Below are 17,340 nucleotides of genomic sequence, written 5' to 3'. Positions count from 1 at the left end.
CCGCGCCGCGAGCCGATGAGCGTGACCGTGTTCACTGCTTCTTGATGTTGCGATACGACACGAGATCGTTGATCGGCCCGACTTCGAGACCGGTCACGCCGGGCCGCGCCGCCACCTGCGACACCTTTTGGAACATGATGACGAACGGCGATTTCGCGAGCACTTCACGCTGCATCTTCTCGTACAGCTGCGCGCGCTTTTTCGTATCGCTTTCGGCGAGCGCCGCGTTGGTTTCCTTCGTCAGTTGTGGAATGTCCCACGCGTTGCGCCACGCGAGCATCTTGTAGCTCGATGCATCCGAGTTGTCCGGATTCCACACGAAGCCCTGCGCGTTACTGTGCGGATCGATGTAATCCGCCGACCACTCGCCGATGTAGATATCGTGGGCCCGCGCGCGATATCGTCCGAGCGTCTGCTTGTTGTCGCTCGGCACGAGTTGCACCTTGATGTTGGCGAGCGCGAGATTCGCCTGCACGGCTTGCGCGATCTCGCTGTACGGATAATCGTTGCGCACGTCCATCTTCACCGTGAAGCCGTTGGACAAGCCCGCTTTCGCGAGCAGCGCCTTCGCCTTCGCGACATCCTGGTGATACGGGTTTTCGTTCAGCGCGCCGAGAAAGCCTTCGGGGAGAAACGCTTCGTGAACCTTGTAGGTCGTGCGGATCACGTTCTTCTGAATGCCCTGATAGTCGATGAGCCACTTCATCGCTTCCCAGACTTCCGGCTTCGCGAGATTCGGATTCTTGTTGTTGAGGCCGAGATACATGAGTGTCGCTTGCGGCACGGCCGTCGCCTTGATGACGCCGTTCTTCGAGAGCGTGTCGAGATCGTCGGGCGAGAGGTCGCGCGCGACGTCGATGTCGCCGTTCTGGATCATCAGACGCTGGCTCGCCGCTTCCGTGACGTGACGCAGCACGATGCGCTTCATCGCGAGCGGAATGCGATAGCCGTCGAAGCGTTGCAGCACGATGCTGTCATTCGCGGTCCATTTCACGAGCTTGTACGCGCCCGAACCGGCTTCGTTGGTCTTCAGCCACTCGTTGCCGTAGTCGTTGCCCTTCGCGTGCGATTCGACGAGCTTGCGATCCACCACCGACGCCGGCCACGAACCGAGCACGTTGAGCACGAAGGTCGGCGCATAGCGCTGATCCGTCGTGATCGAGACGGTCGTATCGTCGATCTTCTTCACGTTCTGCAACGCGTTCGCCTTCGTCAGCCCGATGCCCGCAAGCACCGCCGCCGCGCCCTTGTCGAGCAGCGCGGTGCGCTGGATCGACCACGCGACGTCATCGGCGGTGAGCGTATTGCCGGAATGGAACTTGAGTCCCGGCCGGATCTTGAACGTGAACGTGAGGCCGTCCTGACTCACCGTCCACGATTCGGCGACATCGCCATTGAATTTCGACGGATCCTTCAGATCGACGCGCACCAGACGGTCATACGTGTTCGCGACGTATTCCTCCGGCACCAGTTCGTAGATTTCGCCGGGATCGAGCGACGTGAATTCATCGAGCAACGTGGCCATGACGAACATGTCTTTCGGCGTCGCGGCGCTTGCCGGCGGCGCGCTCATCAACGTGAGCATCAGCGCCGTGATCAGTGCAGTCAGTTTCATGTCGAATCCCCGATTACATGAGCCGCAGCGGGCCGCATTCTTCGTTGTCGATCAGAGCAAGTTCGCGCGAGCCGGGCAATTCGTAATGCCACCACTCGCTTTTGATGTGCGTGAAGCCCGCGCCGTGCATGACGCCCAGCAGCAGCGTGCGATTGCGCTGCACATGCTCCGGCAAGCCGAAGTGAAAGTGCTCGGATTCGGCGACCATCGCATCGAAACCGGTGCCCATGTCGAGCTCGTTGCCGTCACGATCGACGAGCGTCAGGTCCACCGCCGTGCCGCGGCTATGGTTCGAGCCGCGTCCGAGTTCGGCGATGAAGGTCGGATCGGGCAGGAAATCCCACAGCACTTTCTGCGCTTGCGGCGGACGATAGGCGTCGAAGATCCTGAGCGTCATGCCGATGCTCGTCGCGATATCGACGGCTTTACGCAATGCCGCTTCGGCGGGCTCGAGCAGCAGGCAGTGCTGCGCCTTGTAGATGGGCTTGCCGGTGAAATTGCGATCGGTCGCGTAGACGAGATCGATCTGGACGTGGTGGGTGTCGGGCGTGATGTGCAGCAGGCGGGATCGGGTCATGTAAGCGCTTCGTCTCGATTCATTCCGATACACGCACCTTAACGCGTTAGAAAAATCCGCGAAACCTTTTATTGCGCGTGGTTCCGCCGATTCACGGCACGAGCGGCCAGCGCGCGAGGACTTCGTGTTGCGATTTGCCGAGCCGGCTGCGCACGAGCGCGAACTCACGCACGGTCCATGCGATGGGTTCGATGCGCTCACGCGCGACGCGGTGTTCGTCGTAGAGCAAGGTCACATGAGGCGTGAAATGGGGATGCCGCTTCAGTGCGATGCCTGCCGCCTCCAGCGCCGCGCCGAGCGTTCGCTCGAGCGCGTCGAGCGGCTCGGTGACATCGCCGGAAACGACGAGCGGGCGTCTCGCGCGACGGCCGGAAAAGCTTTCGATACGGTCGAGCGTCACATCGACGGGCGGCAACGCGATTCGGGATGCTGCGGCGCAAGCGTGCGCGGCCACATCGGCGGGAACGCCTGCGAAGGCGCCGAGATAATGCAGGGTGACGTGAAGGCGATCGGCGGGAATCGCCCTCGCCTTCAGCGTGTGCTCGATACGCAGCCGCGCCGCCAGTTCGGCGATGCGCGCGGCGGCGACTGCGTCCGGATAGATCGCGAAGAAGAGCGAGTCGGTGGGGCGATCGGACGCGGAATCAGTCATGCCCCCTCGCAATCAGACGCGGCTCACTCCCACTCGATTGTCGCAGGCGGCTTGCCAGAGATGTCATACACCACCCGATTGATCCCGCGCACTTCGTTGATGATGCGATTGGAAACATGCCCGAGCAGATCATGCGGCAGATGCGCCCAATGCGCGGTCATGAAGTCGAGCGTCTGCACGGCGCGCAGCGCGACGACGTATTCATAGGTGCGCCCGTCGCCCATCACGCCGACGCTCTTGACCGGCAGGAACACCGCGAACGCCTGGCTCGTCAGGTCGTACCACGACTTGCCCGTTTCCTTGTCGATGGTGTTGCGCAGCGTCTCGATAAAAATGGCATCGGCGCGACGCAGCAGGTCCGCGAATTCGCGCTTCACTTCGCCAAGAATCCGCACGCCGAGACCCGGACCGGGGAACGGATGGCGATACACCATCGCGGGCGGCAGACCGAGCTTCACGCCGAGTTCGCGCACTTCGTCCTTGAAAAGCTCGCGCAGCGGTTCGAGCAGCTTCAAATTCAGCGTCTCCGGCAAACCGCCGACGTTGTGATGGCTCTTGATCGTATGCGCGCCCTTCTTGCCCTTGCCCGCCGATTCGATCACGTCCGGATAAATCGTGCCCTGCGCGAGCCACTTGGCATCGGTGAGCTTGTCCGATTCGTTGTGAAACACTTCGACGAACTCCGCGCCGATGATCTTGCGCTTCGCCTCCGGATCGGTCACGCCCGCAAGCTTCTGCAGGAATTCCTCGCTGGCATCGACGTGAATCACCTTCACGCCCAGGTGATCCGCGAACGTCGACATGACCTGCTCCGCCTCGTTCTGACGCAGCAAGCCGTGATCGACGAACACGCACGTCAGCTGGTCGCCGATCGCGCGATGCAAAAGCGCCGCCGCCACCGACGAATCCACGCCGCCCGACAAGCCGAGAATCACATGCTCATTGCCGACCTGCGCGCGGATATTCTCGACCGCCTCGTCGATGTAATGGCCCATCTCCCAATCGGCCTTCGCGCCGCACAGCTCCAGCACGAAACGGTCGAGCATCGCGCGGCCCTGCACCGTATGCGTGACTTCCGGATGCCATTGCAGGCCGTAGAAGCGCCGGTCGTCGTCGGCCATCGCGGCGATCGGGCACGACGGCGTCGAGGCCATCAGCTTGAAACCCGCCGGCAGATCGACGACCTTGTCGCCGTGGCTCATCCAAACCTTGAGCATCGACTCGCCCTTGTCGCTGGCGAAATCCTGAATGCCTTCCAGAAAGCCCGTGTGATTCAGCGCCTGCACTTCCGCATAGCCGAATTCGCGCACGTTGCCGAGTTCGACCTTGCCGCCGAGCTGATCGGCCATCGTCTGCATGCCGTAGCAGATGCCGAGCACCGGCACGCCGAGATCGAAGACGATCTGCGGGGCGCGCGGCGACTTCGCCTCGGTGACGGAGTTCGGGCCGCCGGACAGGATGATGCCCTTCGGCGCGAATTCGCGGATGAACGTCTCGTCGACGTCGTACGGATGGATTTCCGAGTAGACGTGCGACTCGCGGATGCGCCGCGCGATCAGCTGGGTGACTTGGGAGCCGAAATCGAGAATCAGGATTTTGTCGTGCATGGCTGCGGCCAAAGGCTAAGTGAACGAATGATGTCGGTGCTGCCGGAGCGCGGCCTCGCGCCCCGGTCTGCAAATAAATCGACGGCCGGCGCAAAGGCCGACCGTGCTTGTCCTGCGTGTTTCCGTTGCTGCGCGTGCGTGGCTCGTAGCATGCGCTTCACGCCTTCAGCGAGGCGCGCGGCCCGCGTCGGGCGCGAGCGGATCGGCTCTTCGACCCGTCGCCGGATCGATCTCGCCGCTGATGACGGGCTCGATGCGCTTGCCGGTGACCGGATCGACCGCGCGGCCCGTCAGCGGATCGAGCGTGCCGCCGGTAACGGGATCGACCGCGCCGTCCGGGTGCGCGCGAACCGCGCCGGCCGGCGAGACGGAATCGAGCGTGCGGCCCGATACCGGATCGATGGCCGTCGCGCCCGGTGCGCGCGCTGCGGGACGCGCCGCGAGATCGACCGACTCGGCGCGCGCCGACGATGCCGCGTTGCTCGCGGAAAACTCGTCACGCTTTTGCGCCGCCTTCTTTTCCGCGCGCTGCGCCGATACCGCGCCGGCCGCCGCCGCGCGCTCGCGCCGACGCACCGCCGACGACAGTCTCACGCTGCCCAGACCGAGCACCAGCAGCACGGCGCCCACGACGGCCGCGCTGATCTGCCCGAAGCCATCGATCTGAGGCGTATGCAGTCCGAGCAGCCAGACCAGCACCACCACCCCCGACAGCCACTGCACGTGTCCCGACACGCGCGCGGCGCGAGCCGTCAACGCGCCATCGACGGCTGCGTGAAACGCAAGCCACGACAGCCCGATGAGCGCGATACCGAGCAACTGCCCGGCGAAGGCCGGCTGAACGCGGATCGAATCCAGTTGCAGCGCGCCGTACAGGCCCGCCCACGGCGTCAGCAGAAACAACAGGCCGAACGCCAGAAAAATCAGGGCATTGATGACGAGCACGACCCGCAGCAACGGTTTCATGATCAGTCCGCTCGATTAGTCGACGTGATAGTTGGGCGCTTCCTTCGTGATCTGCACGTCGTGCACATGCGATTCGCGCATGCCGGCCGCCGTGATCTGAACGAATTCCGCCTTCTCGTGCAGTTCGGAAATCGTGCGGCAACCGCAGTAGCCCATGCTCGCGCGCACGCCGCCGACGATCTGGAACAGGATCGCGTTGACCGAGCCCTTGTAGGCCACACGGCCTTCGATACCTTCCGGCACGAGCTTGTCGATGTTCGCCGAGTTGTCCTGGAAGTAGCGGTCCGCCGCGCCGTCCTTCATCGCGCCGACCGAACCCATGCCGCGGTACGACTTGTACTGGCGGCCCTGATACAGGAACACGTCGCCCGGCGATTCTTCGGTGCCCGCGAGCATGCTGCCCATCATGACGACGTTCGCGCCCGCCGCGAGCGCCTTCGACACGTCGCCCGAGAAGCGCACGCCGCCGTCCGCGATGACCGGCACGCCGGTGCCGCGCAGTGCTTCGGAAACATTCGCGATCGCCGTGATCTGCGGCACGCCGACGCCCGCCACGATCCGCGTCGTGCAGATCGAGCCCGGGCCGATACCGACCTTCACCGCGTCCGCGCCGTACTCGACGAGCGACTTGGCTGCCGCCGCCGTCGCGATATTGCCGCCGATGACCTGCACGTGCGGATAATTCTGCTTGACCCAGCGCACGCGCTCCAGCACGCCCTGGCTATGGCCGTGCGCGGTATCGACGACGATCACGTCGACGCCCGCCTGCGCGAGCAGCTCGACGCGCTCTTCATTGTCCGGACCGACGCCCACGGCCGCGCCCACACGCAGCTTGCCGTCTTCGTCCTTGCAGGCGTCCGGGTTTTCGGTCTGCTTGGTGATGTCCTTCACCGTCATCAGGCCGCGCAGCTCGAACGCGTCGTTCACCACGAGCACGCGCTCCAGGCGATGGCTGTGCATCAGCGCCTTCGCCTCGGCGAGCGACGTGCCTTCCTTGACCGTCACGAGGCGTTCGCGCGGCGTCATGATGTTGCGCACCGGCTCATCGAGCCGTTCTTCGAAGCGCAGGTCGCGATTGGTGACGATGCCGATCAGTTGCGCGCCTTCGACCACCGGGAAACCCGAAATGCCGTGCTGCTGCGTCAGCGCGATGACGTCGCGCACGCGCATTTGCGGCGGAATCGTGATCGGATCGCGCACGACGCCCGATTCGAAGCGCTTCACTTTCGCGACTTCGCGGGCCTGTTCCTTGGCGGTGAGATTCTTGTGGACGATGCCGATGCCGCCCATCTGCGCCATCGCGATGGCGAGCCGGCCTTCGGTGACCGTGTCCATGGCGGCGGACACGAGAGGCATGTTCAGGGAAATATTGCGAGTCAGCTGGGATTTCAGGCTGGTGTCGCGCGGGAGAACGCTGGAGAAGGCGGGCACGAGGAGCACGTCATCGAACGTGAGTGCTTTCTGGATCAGACGCATGGCAAATCCTATGGGCGCAAAAGCAGATTATACCGATAGTTCCCTGCATTTTCACTGCCCGAACAGCAGCTTAGCCCATTCGGACGCAAATTCCGGACCGCTTTCGCCCGTCTGCCGGGCGTCCGCGTTGTTGCAGTTTTAGACAAGACGGCCGCCCGGGGCCACATGCTACGCTTCGCGCCGTCAGTTGAAATTTCGGCAGGAGTCGGACGATGCAGCGCGGTGTGATGTACGGAATGGCGGCGGGAGCGATCTGGGGTTTCATCTTTCTCGCGCCACGGCTCTTGCCGGATTTTTCGCCGCTGACGCTCTCCGTCGGGCGCTATCTGATGTACGGCGCGGTTTCGCTCGTCGTGGCGCTGCCGTTCGCCCGGCGCCTCGCGGCCAAGCTCACGCGCGCCGATTTCATCGCGCTCGCGAAGCTCGCGCTGGTCGGCAACCTGCTGTACTACATGCTGCTCGCGAGCGCGGTGCAGCTCGTGGGCGTCGCGCCTTCGTCGCTGATCGTCGGCATTCTCCCCGTGACCGTCACGCTCGCCGGACGGCGGGATCGCGGCGCGGTCGACCTGAAAAGGCTCATCGGGCCGCTCCTGCTCGTGCTGGCGGGCATCGCGTGCATCAATCTCGATGTATTCAGCGACGCCGATCACGCGACGAGCGTGCTCACGCGCCTCGCCGGACTCGGATGCGCGCTCGGGGCGCTCGCTTCTTGGACGTGGTACGCGGTCGTCAACGCGCGGTATCTGCAATCGAATCGCCATTTCGACGGCAACGAGTGGTCCATCCTGTGGGGCATCGTGACGGGTCTGCTCGGCGTCGCGCTCGGCGCGATCGTCTGGATGCTGCCCGCGGGCACGGTGCAGGCGAGCGTCCCCGCGTCGCGCTGGCATCTGTTCTGGATCGTTTCTTTTGCGCTGGCCACCGGCGGCTCGTGGCTCGGCAACATGCTGTGGAACGCGGCAGCGAAGCGCCTGCCGCTCACGCTGTCAGGGCAGATGATCGTGTTCGAGACGCTCTTCGCCCTGCTCTACGCCTTCGTCTACGACGGCCGCTGGCCGCGCTCGCCCGAAGTGCTCGCGATCGTGCTGCTGCTCGCCGGCGTAATCTGGTCGGTCAGGCAGCACACGCTGGAGCCGGCGCCCGCCGCGGCGAAAGAAGCGCCCGCGCATTGAATTCGCTCAGCGCGAATCCTTCGACTGCCACTTGCGCCCTTCGATCGAACCCGCCTTGCGCGCCTTGTCCACGCGGCGCTGGCGCGCGGCCTTCGGATCCACCTTCAGCGGCCGATAAATCTCGACGCGGTCGAAATCGGCGAGCGCCGCGTCGAGCGGCTTCGGCTTGCCGAACACGCCGACCTTCTGCGTCGTCAGATCGATGTCGCGATGCGCGAGCAGCACGCCGCTTGCGTCGATCGCATCGCGCACCGTCGCGCCCTCGGGCAGGTCGACGCGCTTCAGGAACGCGCCATCGGGCAGGCCGTAGCAGACATCGATATGCATCATGGCTTGCCGTAGCGCTGGTCCGCGCGCTTCACGAAGGAATCGACGAACGTGTTGGCGATATGGCTGAAAACCGGCCCGATGATCTTCTCCAGAATCACGTTCGAGAATTCGTAATGCAGCGCGAATTCGATCTTGCAGGCGTCCGCGCGCAGCGGCGTAAAGTGCCAATATCCGGTGAATTTCTTGAAAGGGCCGCTCAGGAACTCCATATCGATATTGGTCGGACGCTTTTGCACATTGCGCGTCGCGAAATGCTGCTTGATGCCCTTGAAGCTGATGTCGATCTTCGCTTCCATGCCGTTCTCGTCGTGGCGGCCGATTTCGACGCCGCCGCACCAAGGCAGGAAATTGGGGTAGTCGGCGACATCGGTGACGAGGTCGAACATTTCTTCCGCTGAATGGCGGATCAATACGGTTTTCTGGACGTCTGCCATATAGGGCGCAGCGGTGGCTGAATTGGGCGGCAACGCGCAAGAGAACGAGGCATCGGATCGAACGCATGCCGGCGCGCTGCTAAAATCAGGATTTTAAACGAGTTGGGCACTTTCCATTCATGAGCATCATCGACAACAGAAAAGCCTTCTTCGATTACTTCGTCGAAGAGCGCTACGAGGCCGGTCTCGTGCTCGAGGGCTGGGAAGTCAAGGCGCTTCGCGCCGGGCGCGCGCAGATCAAGGAAGGCTACGTCGTGATCAAGAACGGCGAGCTCTTTCTGATCGGCACGCATATCAGCCCGCTGCCCGAAGCATCGAAATTCGCTAACCTCGATCCGGTGCGCACGCGCAAGCTGCTTCTCCACCGCGAACAGATCGACAAGCTCATCGGCAAGGTCGAGCAGCGCGGGCACACGCTCGTGCCGCTCAACTTCCACTACAAGGATGGCCGCGTGAAATGTGAAATCGGCCTCGCGAAGGGCAAGAAGTTGCACGACAAACGCGAGACCGAAAAGAAGCGCGACTGGGAACGCGAACGCGGGCGTCTGATGCGAACCGCCTCGCGTTAAACCGTGAAACGAATCGGGGGCGCTTTTTAGCGCCCCCGATTGCTTCAGCTCTTCCTGATTATGCCGCTGCCCTCGCCTTTCACGATCGACAACGCGGACGCGATCATCGTGCTCATGTCGGACATGTTGCCCGGCACGATCAGCGTGTTGCCCTGCTTCGCGAGATTGCCGAACGCGCCGACATACTGCTCCGCAACCTTCAGATTCACCGCTTCCATGCCGCCCGCTGTCTGAATTGCAGTGCCGATCTTCTCGATGGCTTGCGCGTTCGCTTCCGCCACCGCGAGAATCGCGGCGGCTTCGCCCTGCGCCTGATTGATCGCCGCCTGCCGTTCGCCTTCCGACTTCTGGATCGCGGCCTCGCGCGCGCCCGATGCCAGATTGATCTGCTCCTGCTTGCGCCCTTCGGACGCGGCGATCAGCGCGCGCTTCTCGCGCTCGGCGGTGATCTGCGCCTGCATCGCGTGAAGGATTTCCTTCGGCGGCGTGAGATCCTTGATTTCATAGCGCAGCACTTTCACGCCCCAGTTCGACGCGGCTTCGTCGAGCGCATTCACGATGCTCTGGTTGATGAAGTCGCGCTCCTCGAACGTCTTGTCGAGCTCCAGCTTGCCGATGACCGAACGCAACGTCGTCTGCGACAGTTGCGTGATCGCGAACACGAAGTTGCTCGATCCGTACGAAGCCTTCATCGCATCCGTGACCTGGAAGTACAGCACGCCATCGACTTGAAGCTGCGTGTTGTCGCGCGTGATACAGACTTGGCTCGGCACTTCGAGCGGAATCTCCTTCAGCATGTGCTTGTAGGCGATGCGATCGATGAACGGCAGCACGATGTTGAGGCCCGGCGTAAGCGTCGCGTGATAGCGGCCGAGGCGTTCCATGATCCATGCGTGTTGCTGAGGGACGATCTTGACCGTTTTCGACACGATGACGATCGCGATGACGAGCACGATGAGCGCAAAGTACATTGACATTATTTTTCTCCTTATAGGACTACCGTTTGGCCGCGACGATCAGGCGATTGCCGTCGAGCGCCGTGATGCGATAAAGCCGTGCGCCCTCCGTTTCGCCCGGTGCGAGCTCGACATCCCACTGCGCGCCGCGATACATTGCGCGCGCGTGGCCGTGATGCCATTGATCGACTTCCAGGGTCGCGCCGATATCGAGATTCACGGCCGCATCGCGCGAGGCGTCGTCACGCCGCTTCCAGCTGACGAAGCGCGAGCGCCGCAGCACCGCCACCGCGATCAGCGCGATGACCGCGGCCGCGCCCATCTGTACGTGCGGCAACGCGCCGAGCACATGAGCGACGCCGCCCGCGATCATCCCGAGCGCGATCATGAGCAGATAGAACGTTCCGGTAAACAATTCCGCGACGATCAGCGCGCCCGCAGCGACCCACCAGATCAACCCGCCCGTTTCCATCATCGGTCTCCAAACGAAAACACCCCGGAAAAGTCCGGGGTGTTTTTTATATCACGCTGCACCAATCCGAAAGCAAGTGGAAAGGTGTGACATCGACTTATTTTGACAAGGTCTTCGCGAGCTGCTGCCACGTATCGATGATCGTGTCCGGATTAAGCGACATCGACTCGATGCCCTGCTTCGCGAGCCACTCGGCGAGATCAGGGTGGTCCGACGGGCCCTGACCGCAAATGCCGACGTACTTGTTCAGCTTCAGGCACGTCTCGATCGCGCGCTTCAGCATGAACTGCACCGCTTCGTCGCGCTCGTCGAAGTCCGCCGCGAGCAACTCCATGCCCGAGTCGCGATCGAGGCCCAGCGTCAACTGCGTCAGGTCGTTCGAACCGATCGAGAAGCCGTCGAAGCGCTCCAGGAACTGCTCGGCGAGAATCGCGTTGGACGGCACTTCGCACATCATCACGAGCTTCAGGTCGTTCTTGCCGCGTTCGAGACCGAACTTCTTCAGCAGCTCGACCACGCGATCGGCCTGCTTCAGCGTACGCACGAACGGCACCATGATCTGCACGTTGTCCAGGCCCATTTCCTCGCGGACCTTCTTCAGCGCGATGCATTCCATGTGGAACGCCTCGGCGAAGTCTTCCGCGATATAGCGCGACGCGCCACGGAAACCGAGCATCGGATTTTCTTCATCCGGCTCGTAGCGCGAACCGCCGATCAGCTTCTTGTACTCGTTCGACTTGAAGTCCGACAGACGCACGATGACGGGCTTCGGATAGAACGCCGCTGCAATCGTGGCGATGCCTTCGGTCAGCTTGTCGACGTAGAACGCTTTCGGCGATGCATGGCCGCGCGCGACGCTTTCAACCGCCTTCTTCAGATCGGCATCGACGTTCGGGTACTCCAGAATCGCCTTCGGATGCACGCCGATGTTGTTGTTGATGATGAACTCGAGTCGCGCCAGGCCGACGCCCGCGTTGGGCAACTGCGCGAAGTCGAACGCGAGTTGCGGATTGCCGACGTTCATCATGATCTTGACCGGAATCTTCGGCAGTTCGCCGCGCTGCACTTCGGTCACTTCGGTTTCGAGCAGGCCGTCGTAGATCTTGCCTTCGTCGCCTTCCGCGCACGACACCGTGACGAGTGCGCCGTCCTTCAGGATGTCCGTTGCGTCGCCGCAGCCGACGACCGCCGGCACGCCCAGCTCACGCGCGATGATCGCCGCGTGGCACGTACGGCCGCCGCGATTGGTCACGATGGCCGATGCGCGCTTCATCACCGGTTCCCAGTTAGGGTCCGTCATGTCGGCGACGAGCACGTCGCCCGGCTGCACGCGTTCCATTTCCGACGGATCGTGAATCACGCGCACGGGGCCCGCGCCGATCTTCTGGCCGATCGCGCGGCCGGTCGCCAGCACGTTCGACTGCCCCTTCAGCTTGAAGCGCATTTCGGCCTTGCCCGACGCCTGGCTCTTCACCGTCTCCGGGCGCGCCTGGAGGATGAACAGCTTGCCGTCGCGGCCGTCCTTGCCCCACTCGATGTCCATCGGACGCTGATAGTGCTTCTCGATGATGACCGCGTACTTCGCGAGCTCGATCACGTCTTCGTCGGTGATCGAGAAGCGGTTGCGCTGTTCGTGCGGCACGTCGACGGTCTTCACGCGGCCCGGCTCGCCTGGCTTCGTGAATTCCATCTTGATGAGCTTCGAGCCGATCGAGCGGCGGATGATCGGGTATTTGCCCTGTTCGAGCGTCGTTTTGAAGACGTGGAACTCGTCCGGATTCACCGCGCCTTGCACGACGGTTTCGCCCAGGCCGTAGCTCGACGTGATGAAGACGGTTTCCTTGAAGCCCGATTCGGTGTCGATGGTGAACATCACGCCGGCCGCGCCGACGTCGGAGCGCACCATGCGCTGCACGCCCGCCGACAACGCGACTTCCGCATGCGTGAAGCCCTTGTGGACGCGATAGGAAATGGCGCGGTCGTTATAAAGCGACGCAAACACGTGCTTCATGCGATCGAGCACGTCCTCGATGCCGACCACGTTCAGATAGCTTTCCTGCTGGCCCGCGAAGGATGCGTCCGGCAAGTCCTCGGCCGTCGCCGACGAGCGCACGGCAAACGAAAGCTCTTCGGGCGAGCTGGCTTGAAGGACTTCGAAACCGCGGCGGATTTCGTCTTCGAGGCGCGGCTGCATCGGCGCGTCGACGATCCACTGACGGATTTCCTTGCCGGCTTCGGCGAGCGCCTTGACGTCGTCGACATCGAGCGTCTCGAGACGTTTGGCGATGCGGTCCGTCAGATTGTTGTGATGGAGGAAGTCGCGGAATGCGAGCGCAGTCGTGGCGAAGCCCGTCGGCACGCGAACGCCGGCTTCGGAAAGCTGGCTGATCATTTCGCCGAGCGACGCATTCTTGCCGCCGACGATTTCCACGTCGGTCATTCGCAACTGCTCGAATGGAACTACATACGCCTGATCCTTTGCGACATCTTTCGCAACATTGACTGCGTTAGTCATACAAGCCCCTAAGGTGGATGGAATTCACGATCGCACGAGTGGGCTCATATGCGAGCGCGCTCATTGGAAGCGCGCACGCATCTCGTACAACCTGTTTGATAAACCTTCGGGGACACGCGCCCGCGAGAACCGGGGCACGTCAAAAAGAAGCGGGGTACGTCTGAAATCTGCTCGAAAACGTGGACTGACGTAACGAAATGCCACGAAACGACCGCGATTTGACGAAAATCCGATTCAATTTCTCCGCAATTGCTTATCGAACAGGTTGCCGCTATTCTACCTTGCCGTATTTCAAAATTGTTTCGGCCGGGCAGTCGTTCCACGGCAAAATCGAGGTCTTTAACGCCTGATCGTGGGCTCACCCACACCCCGGCGCTCACGCCCGGTTCACTGCCTGCCAGCGGTCAGCTACCTTAACACAGGTTTTTACGGCGTCCGTGCTTTCGCGCTAGCCACGGTTCAGCGTTTGAGCATCGTCGCCCCAACTCGTTCCCTCTTTCGCCGATGCCGCCTTCCGTATTCATCGTTTCCGACGGGACCGGGATCACTGCCGAAACCTTCGCGCATTCGATCCTCGCCCAGTTCGATCAAAAATTCCGGCTCGTGCGCGTGCCGTTTGTCGACTCGATCGACAAGGCCTACGCGACCGTCGAGAAGATCAACGAAGTCGTCGCGCTCGATGGCCGCCGGCCGATCGTGTTCACGACGCTCGTCGACAGCGCATCGAATGAAGTGGTCAAGGGCTGCAATGCGCTCGTGCTCGACATGTTCCAGACCTTCATCGAGCCGCTCGAGCACGAACTGGAAATGAAATCGACGCACGCGATGGGCCGCGTGCACCAGAACGCCGACACGGAGGAATACAAGAATCGCATCGAGGCGATCAATTTCTCGCTCGCCCACGACGACGGCCAGTCGAACCGCAATCTCGCCGACGCGGACGTCATTCTCGTCGGCGTATCGCGCAGCGGCAAAACGCCGACGAGCCTTTATCTCGCGATGCAGTACGGCGTGAAGGCGGCGAACTATCCGCTGATTCCCGAAGATTTCGAGCGCGGCAAGCTGCCGACGCCGCTGCTCGAGCATCGGACGAAGATGTTCGGTTTGTCGATCGATCCGCAGCGGCTGGCCGAGATCCGTAACGAACGCCGTCCGGGCAGCAAGTACGCCGCACTCGAAAACTGCCGCTACGAGATCAACGAGGCGGAAATGATGATGAAGCGCGAAGGCATCAAGTGGCTTTCGTCGACGCACAAGTCGATCGAGGAAATCGCCACGACGATCCTGCAGGAGGTCAAGCCGGAGCGTCCTTCCTACTATTGACGGCTGTCAGCGCTGCTGGCGGCACTGCTCGAAGAGACAGATCGCCGCCGCGGCCGCCACGTTCAGCGATTCCATGCCGCCCGGCTGCGGAATCGTCACGCGATGCGTCACCGCATCGCGCCAGATTTGCGACACGCCCGCGCCTTCGTTGCCGAACACCCAGGCGAGCGCGCCCGACAGGTCGCAATCGTAGAGCGCGACGGCACCGTGCGAATCGGTGATCGTCACGGGTGCGTCGAGTCGCGCGATGAGATCGGCCGGTTCGACGTCCTCGAAAATATCCAGCAGAAAATGCGCGCCCATGCCCGAGCGCAGCACTTTCGATGACCACGCGTATGCCGTGCCCGGCGCGCAGAATACGCGCGTGATGCCCGCCGCCGCCGCGCTGCGCAGAATCGAGCCGACATTGCCGGCGTCCTGAACGCCATCGAGAATCACGCAGGTTTGTGCGACGCGCGCGGGCAATTCTGCATCGATCTTTTCGACGAGCAACAGCATGCCCACGCCGTGAACGACGCTCGACAACTGCCCGAAAAGCGCATCCGGCAACACGACGACGCGCTTCTCTTCGATGCGCGCGACGATCTCGCGCGCTTCCTCGTGCGTGAGCGCGCCTTCAGTGACGACGCACGTTTGCGGCTGGCCCGCCGCGTCGAGATACGCTGACGCCAGATGCAGGCCTTCGAGCAGCGCGTGGCCGCTTCTGCGCTGCTGCGCCGTCGACCCGGCGAGCGCCTTCATGCGCTTGTAGAGCGGGTTGTCCCGCGAAGTGATGGATTTCACGTTGATTCGGTTGACGCTCAGAAGGCGAGCGCGTCGGGATCGTCTTCGATCGTCGATGCGACCTGAAGCACTTCGGGAGCGATCTCGGGCAACACCGAACCGAACACGAGCGCGTGCGCCTCGCGCACCGGCGCGAACGACCGCCGATGATGCTCGCACGGCCCATGTTCGCGCAGCGCCTTCAGATGCTGCGGCGTGCCATAGCCGGAATGCGTGGCGAAGCCGTACATCGGGAAAAGCTCGTGCAGATCGACCAGCATGCGATCACGCGTGACCTTTGCGAGAATCGACGCCGCCGAGATCTGCTTGACGAGCGCATCGCCGCCGATCACGGCTTCGCTGCGGATGGACAAGGTCGGGCAGCGATTGCCATCGACTTTCACGAGCGTCGGCGCGACCGAGAGGCCTTCCACCGCGCGCTTCATCGCCAGCATGCTCGCGTGCAGGATGTTGATGGTGTCGATTTCCTCGACGCTCGCCGACGCGATGCAGTACGCGAGCGCGCGATCGACGATCTTCTCGTACAGCTCTTCGCGCCTTTTGGCAGAGAGCGCCTTCGAATCGTCGAGGCCGTTGATGCGAGGCTTCGCCGGATCGAAGATGACCGCCGCCGCCACGACCGGACCGGCCAGCGGACCGCGCCCGGCCTCGTCGACGCCACAAACGACGTCGAACGGTGAGCTGAAATCGAGTCCGGCTTGCGCCGATCGTCTAGCGGCCATTACCGCGGCCTCCGCGTGTCGAGCACCCGCGCGACGGCCTCGGCCGCTTTCTGCGACGTATTCTGGCGCAGCGCGATGTGCATGTCGGTGAATATTTCCGTCAGGGTACGGCGGTTGGCGTCGTCGTTCAACTGTTTCAGCGTGGCGTCGGCGAGCGCTTCGGGCGTCGCGAAGTGCTGCAGGATTTCCGGCACGACGAAGCGGCCCGCCAGAATGTTCGGCAAGCCGACATACGGCAGATAACCCTGACGCTTCATGATCTGACCCGTCAGCCAAGGCACCTTGTACGAGATGACCATCGGCTTCTTGAGCAGCGCCGCTTCGAGCGTCACCGTGCCGCTTTTCACGAGGATCGCATCGGCGGCGGTCATCGCGCGCTGGGCGTTGCCGTCCGTGATCGTCAGCGACAGATGCGGATGCGCGTCCACGAGCGGCCGCAGCAGTTCGCGCAACGCCGGATTCGCCGCGGGCATCAGGAAGCGCACGTCGGGCTCGCGAAGCTGCATCAGTTCCATCGCGTCGAAGAAGGTCGGGCCGATCAGCGAAATCTCCGAGCGACGGCTGCCCGGCAGGACCGCGATCACCGGACCGCCTTCCGCGATGCCGAGTTCGCGGCGCGCGCCCGCGACGTCCGGCTCGAGCGGAATGTCATCGGCGAGCGGATGGCCGACGTAGCTCGCGGCGACGCCCGCCTTTTCCATCAGCGCCGTTTCGAACGGAAACACGCACAGCATGTGATCGACCGCTTTCACGATCTTCTTGATGCGGCCGCCGCGCCACGCCCAGATCGACGGACAGACGAAATGCACGGTCGGAATGCCCGCTTCGCGCAGCGGCTGCTCGAGGCCGAAGTTGAAATCGGGCGCGTCCACACCGATGAAAACCGACGGCGGCTCGGCAAGCAACTGACGCTTGATCTCGTTGCGGATGCCGAGAATCTCGGGAATGTGCTTCAGCGCTTCGACATAGCCGCGCACGGTCAGCTTGTCCATCGGCCAATGCGCTTCGAAGCCCTCGGCCGTCATGCGCGGACCGCCGATGCCGCTATAGCGCGTGCCTTCGGGCAGCGTGCGCCGCAGGCCTTTGAGCAGCGATGCCGCGAGCAGGTCGCCGGACGGCTCGCCCGCGACCATCGCGATGCGTGGCGGGTTGGTGATCAGGGTCATCGGAC

Annotated in this window: 17 protein-coding genes; 3 read left to right on the top strand and 14 right to left on the bottom strand. The window is 62.9% G+C overall.

Annotated features, from left to right (window positions below; all coding sequences use genetic code 11):
- Positions 1-31: 31 nt before the first annotated feature.
- The 6 genes from LDZ23_RS06100 to guaB all read right to left on the bottom strand — a co-directional run bounded on the left by LDZ23_RS06100 (position 32) and on the right by guaB (position 6,893).
- Positions 32-1,615 (bottom strand): ABC transporter substrate-binding protein, encoded by a 1,584-nt coding sequence (locus LDZ23_RS06100; RefSeq protein WP_008350038.1) that lies wholly within the window; start codon positions 1,613-1,615, stop codon positions 32-34.
- Between the two features lie 13 nt (positions 1,616-1,628).
- Complete coding sequence (gene ddpX / locus LDZ23_RS06095; protein WP_008350041.1) at positions 1,629-2,192, bottom strand: D-alanyl-D-alanine dipeptidase; 564 nt, start codon at positions 2,190-2,192, stop codon at positions 1,629-1,631.
- Positions 2,193-2,283: 91 nt separating this feature from the next.
- Positions 2,284-2,844, bottom strand: a complete 561-nt coding sequence (thpR, locus tag LDZ23_RS06090) for an RNA 2',3'-cyclic phosphodiesterase (protein ID WP_008350043.1) — start codon at positions 2,842-2,844, stop codon at positions 2,284-2,286.
- A 23-nt stretch (positions 2,845-2,867) separates the two neighbouring features.
- A complete protein-coding gene (guaA, locus tag LDZ23_RS06085) occupies positions 2,868-4,451 on the bottom strand; it encodes a glutamine-hydrolyzing GMP synthase (RefSeq protein ID WP_008350045.1) in 1,584 nt (527 codons plus the stop codon).
- A 165-nt stretch (positions 4,452-4,616) separates the two neighbouring features.
- Positions 4,617-5,417 carry a hypothetical protein gene (locus LDZ23_RS06080; RefSeq protein WP_244808028.1) on the bottom strand — a complete coding sequence of 267 codons (801 nt, stop codon included), beginning with the start codon at positions 5,415-5,417 and terminating at the stop codon, positions 4,617-4,619.
- Between the two features lie 15 nt (positions 5,418-5,432).
- Positions 5,433-6,893 (bottom strand): IMP dehydrogenase, encoded by a 1,461-nt coding sequence (gene guaB / locus LDZ23_RS06075; RefSeq protein WP_008350049.1) that lies wholly within the window; start codon positions 6,891-6,893, stop codon positions 5,433-5,435.
- 212 nt (positions 6,894-7,105) lie between these two features.
- On the opposite strand from guaB, the gene LDZ23_RS06070 reads away from it, so the two are divergent.
- Entirely contained in the window at positions 7,106-8,065 is a 960-nt protein-coding gene (locus LDZ23_RS06070) for a DMT family transporter (protein WP_244808027.1), read from the top strand.
- 6 nt (positions 8,066-8,071) lie between these two features.
- Here the strand turns inward: LDZ23_RS06070 and LDZ23_RS06065 are convergent, their stop codons facing one another.
- Positions 8,072-8,395 (bottom strand): RnfH family protein, encoded by a 324-nt coding sequence (locus LDZ23_RS06065; protein ID WP_008350051.1) that lies wholly within the window; start codon positions 8,393-8,395, stop codon positions 8,072-8,074.
- On the bottom strand, positions 8,392-8,829 hold the full coding sequence (locus tag LDZ23_RS06060; RefSeq protein WP_008350053.1) for a type II toxin-antitoxin system RatA family toxin: 438 nt from the start codon (positions 8,827-8,829) through the stop codon (positions 8,392-8,394). The genes LDZ23_RS06065 and LDZ23_RS06060 overlap by 4 nt, the downstream gene beginning before the upstream one ends.
- 119 nt (positions 8,830-8,948) lie before the next feature.
- Here LDZ23_RS06060 and smpB point away from each other — a divergent pair, with 119 nt between their 5' ends.
- On the top strand, positions 8,949-9,398 hold the full coding sequence (smpB, locus tag LDZ23_RS06055) for an SsrA-binding protein SmpB (protein ID WP_008350055.1): 450 nt from the start codon (positions 8,949-8,951) through the stop codon (positions 9,396-9,398).
- Between the two features lie 44 nt (positions 9,399-9,442).
- Here smpB and LDZ23_RS06050 read toward each other — a convergent pair whose 3' ends face one another.
- The 3 genes from LDZ23_RS06050 to ppsA form a co-directional block, all read right to left on the bottom strand.
- Complete coding sequence (locus LDZ23_RS06050; RefSeq protein WP_008350056.1) at positions 9,443-10,369, bottom strand: SPFH domain-containing protein; 927 nt, start codon at positions 10,367-10,369, stop codon at positions 9,443-9,445.
- 25 nt (positions 10,370-10,394) lie between these two features.
- Positions 10,395-10,826: an NfeD family protein gene (locus LDZ23_RS06045; protein ID WP_008350058.1), complete on the bottom strand. Its 432-nt coding sequence runs from the start codon at positions 10,824-10,826 to the stop codon at positions 10,395-10,397.
- Between the two features lie 97 nt (positions 10,827-10,923).
- A complete protein-coding gene (ppsA, locus tag LDZ23_RS06040; RefSeq protein WP_244808026.1) occupies positions 10,924-13,341 on the bottom strand; it encodes a phosphoenolpyruvate synthase in 2,418 nt (805 codons plus the stop codon).
- Positions 13,342-13,845: 504 nt separating this feature from the next.
- Here ppsA and ppsR point away from each other — a divergent pair.
- On the top strand, positions 13,846-14,664 hold the full coding sequence (gene ppsR, locus LDZ23_RS06035) for a posphoenolpyruvate synthetase regulatory kinase/phosphorylase PpsR (protein WP_008350062.1): 819 nt from the start codon (positions 13,846-13,848) through the stop codon (positions 14,662-14,664).
- A gap of 6 nt (positions 14,665-14,670) precedes the next feature.
- Here ppsR and LDZ23_RS06030 read toward each other — a convergent pair whose 3' ends face one another.
- Genes LDZ23_RS06030 through lpxB form a run of 3 tightly spaced genes read right to left on the bottom strand, consistent with a single transcriptional unit; the run spans position 14,671 to position 17,335 of the window.
- Positions 14,671-15,447: a TrmH family RNA methyltransferase gene (locus LDZ23_RS06030; protein WP_175979990.1), complete on the bottom strand. Its 777-nt coding sequence runs from the start codon at positions 15,445-15,447 to the stop codon at positions 14,671-14,673.
- Positions 15,448-15,464: 17 nt separating this feature from the next.
- The gene (rnhB, locus tag LDZ23_RS06025; RefSeq protein WP_008350066.1) at positions 15,465-16,169 is read right to left on the bottom strand and encodes a ribonuclease HII; all 705 of its coding nucleotides are present in this window, start codon (positions 16,167-16,169) and stop codon (positions 15,465-15,467) included.
- Positions 16,169-17,335, bottom strand: coding sequence for a lipid-A-disaccharide synthase (gene lpxB, locus LDZ23_RS06020; protein WP_244808025.1), 1,167 nt, complete (start codon positions 17,333-17,335; stop codon positions 16,169-16,171). Before lpxB ends, rnhB begins: the two co-directional genes overlap by 1 nt.
- Positions 17,336-17,340 lie beyond the last annotated feature (5 nt).

Origin of the sequence: Caballeronia zhejiangensis, assembly GCF_022879815.1 — a bacterium.
Classification (GTDB): domain Bacteria; phylum Pseudomonadota; class Gammaproteobacteria; order Burkholderiales; family Burkholderiaceae; genus Caballeronia; species Caballeronia zhejiangensis.
The sequence above is the reverse complement of the archived record's forward strand: the minus strand, read 5'-3'. Positions and strand labels throughout refer to the sequence as shown.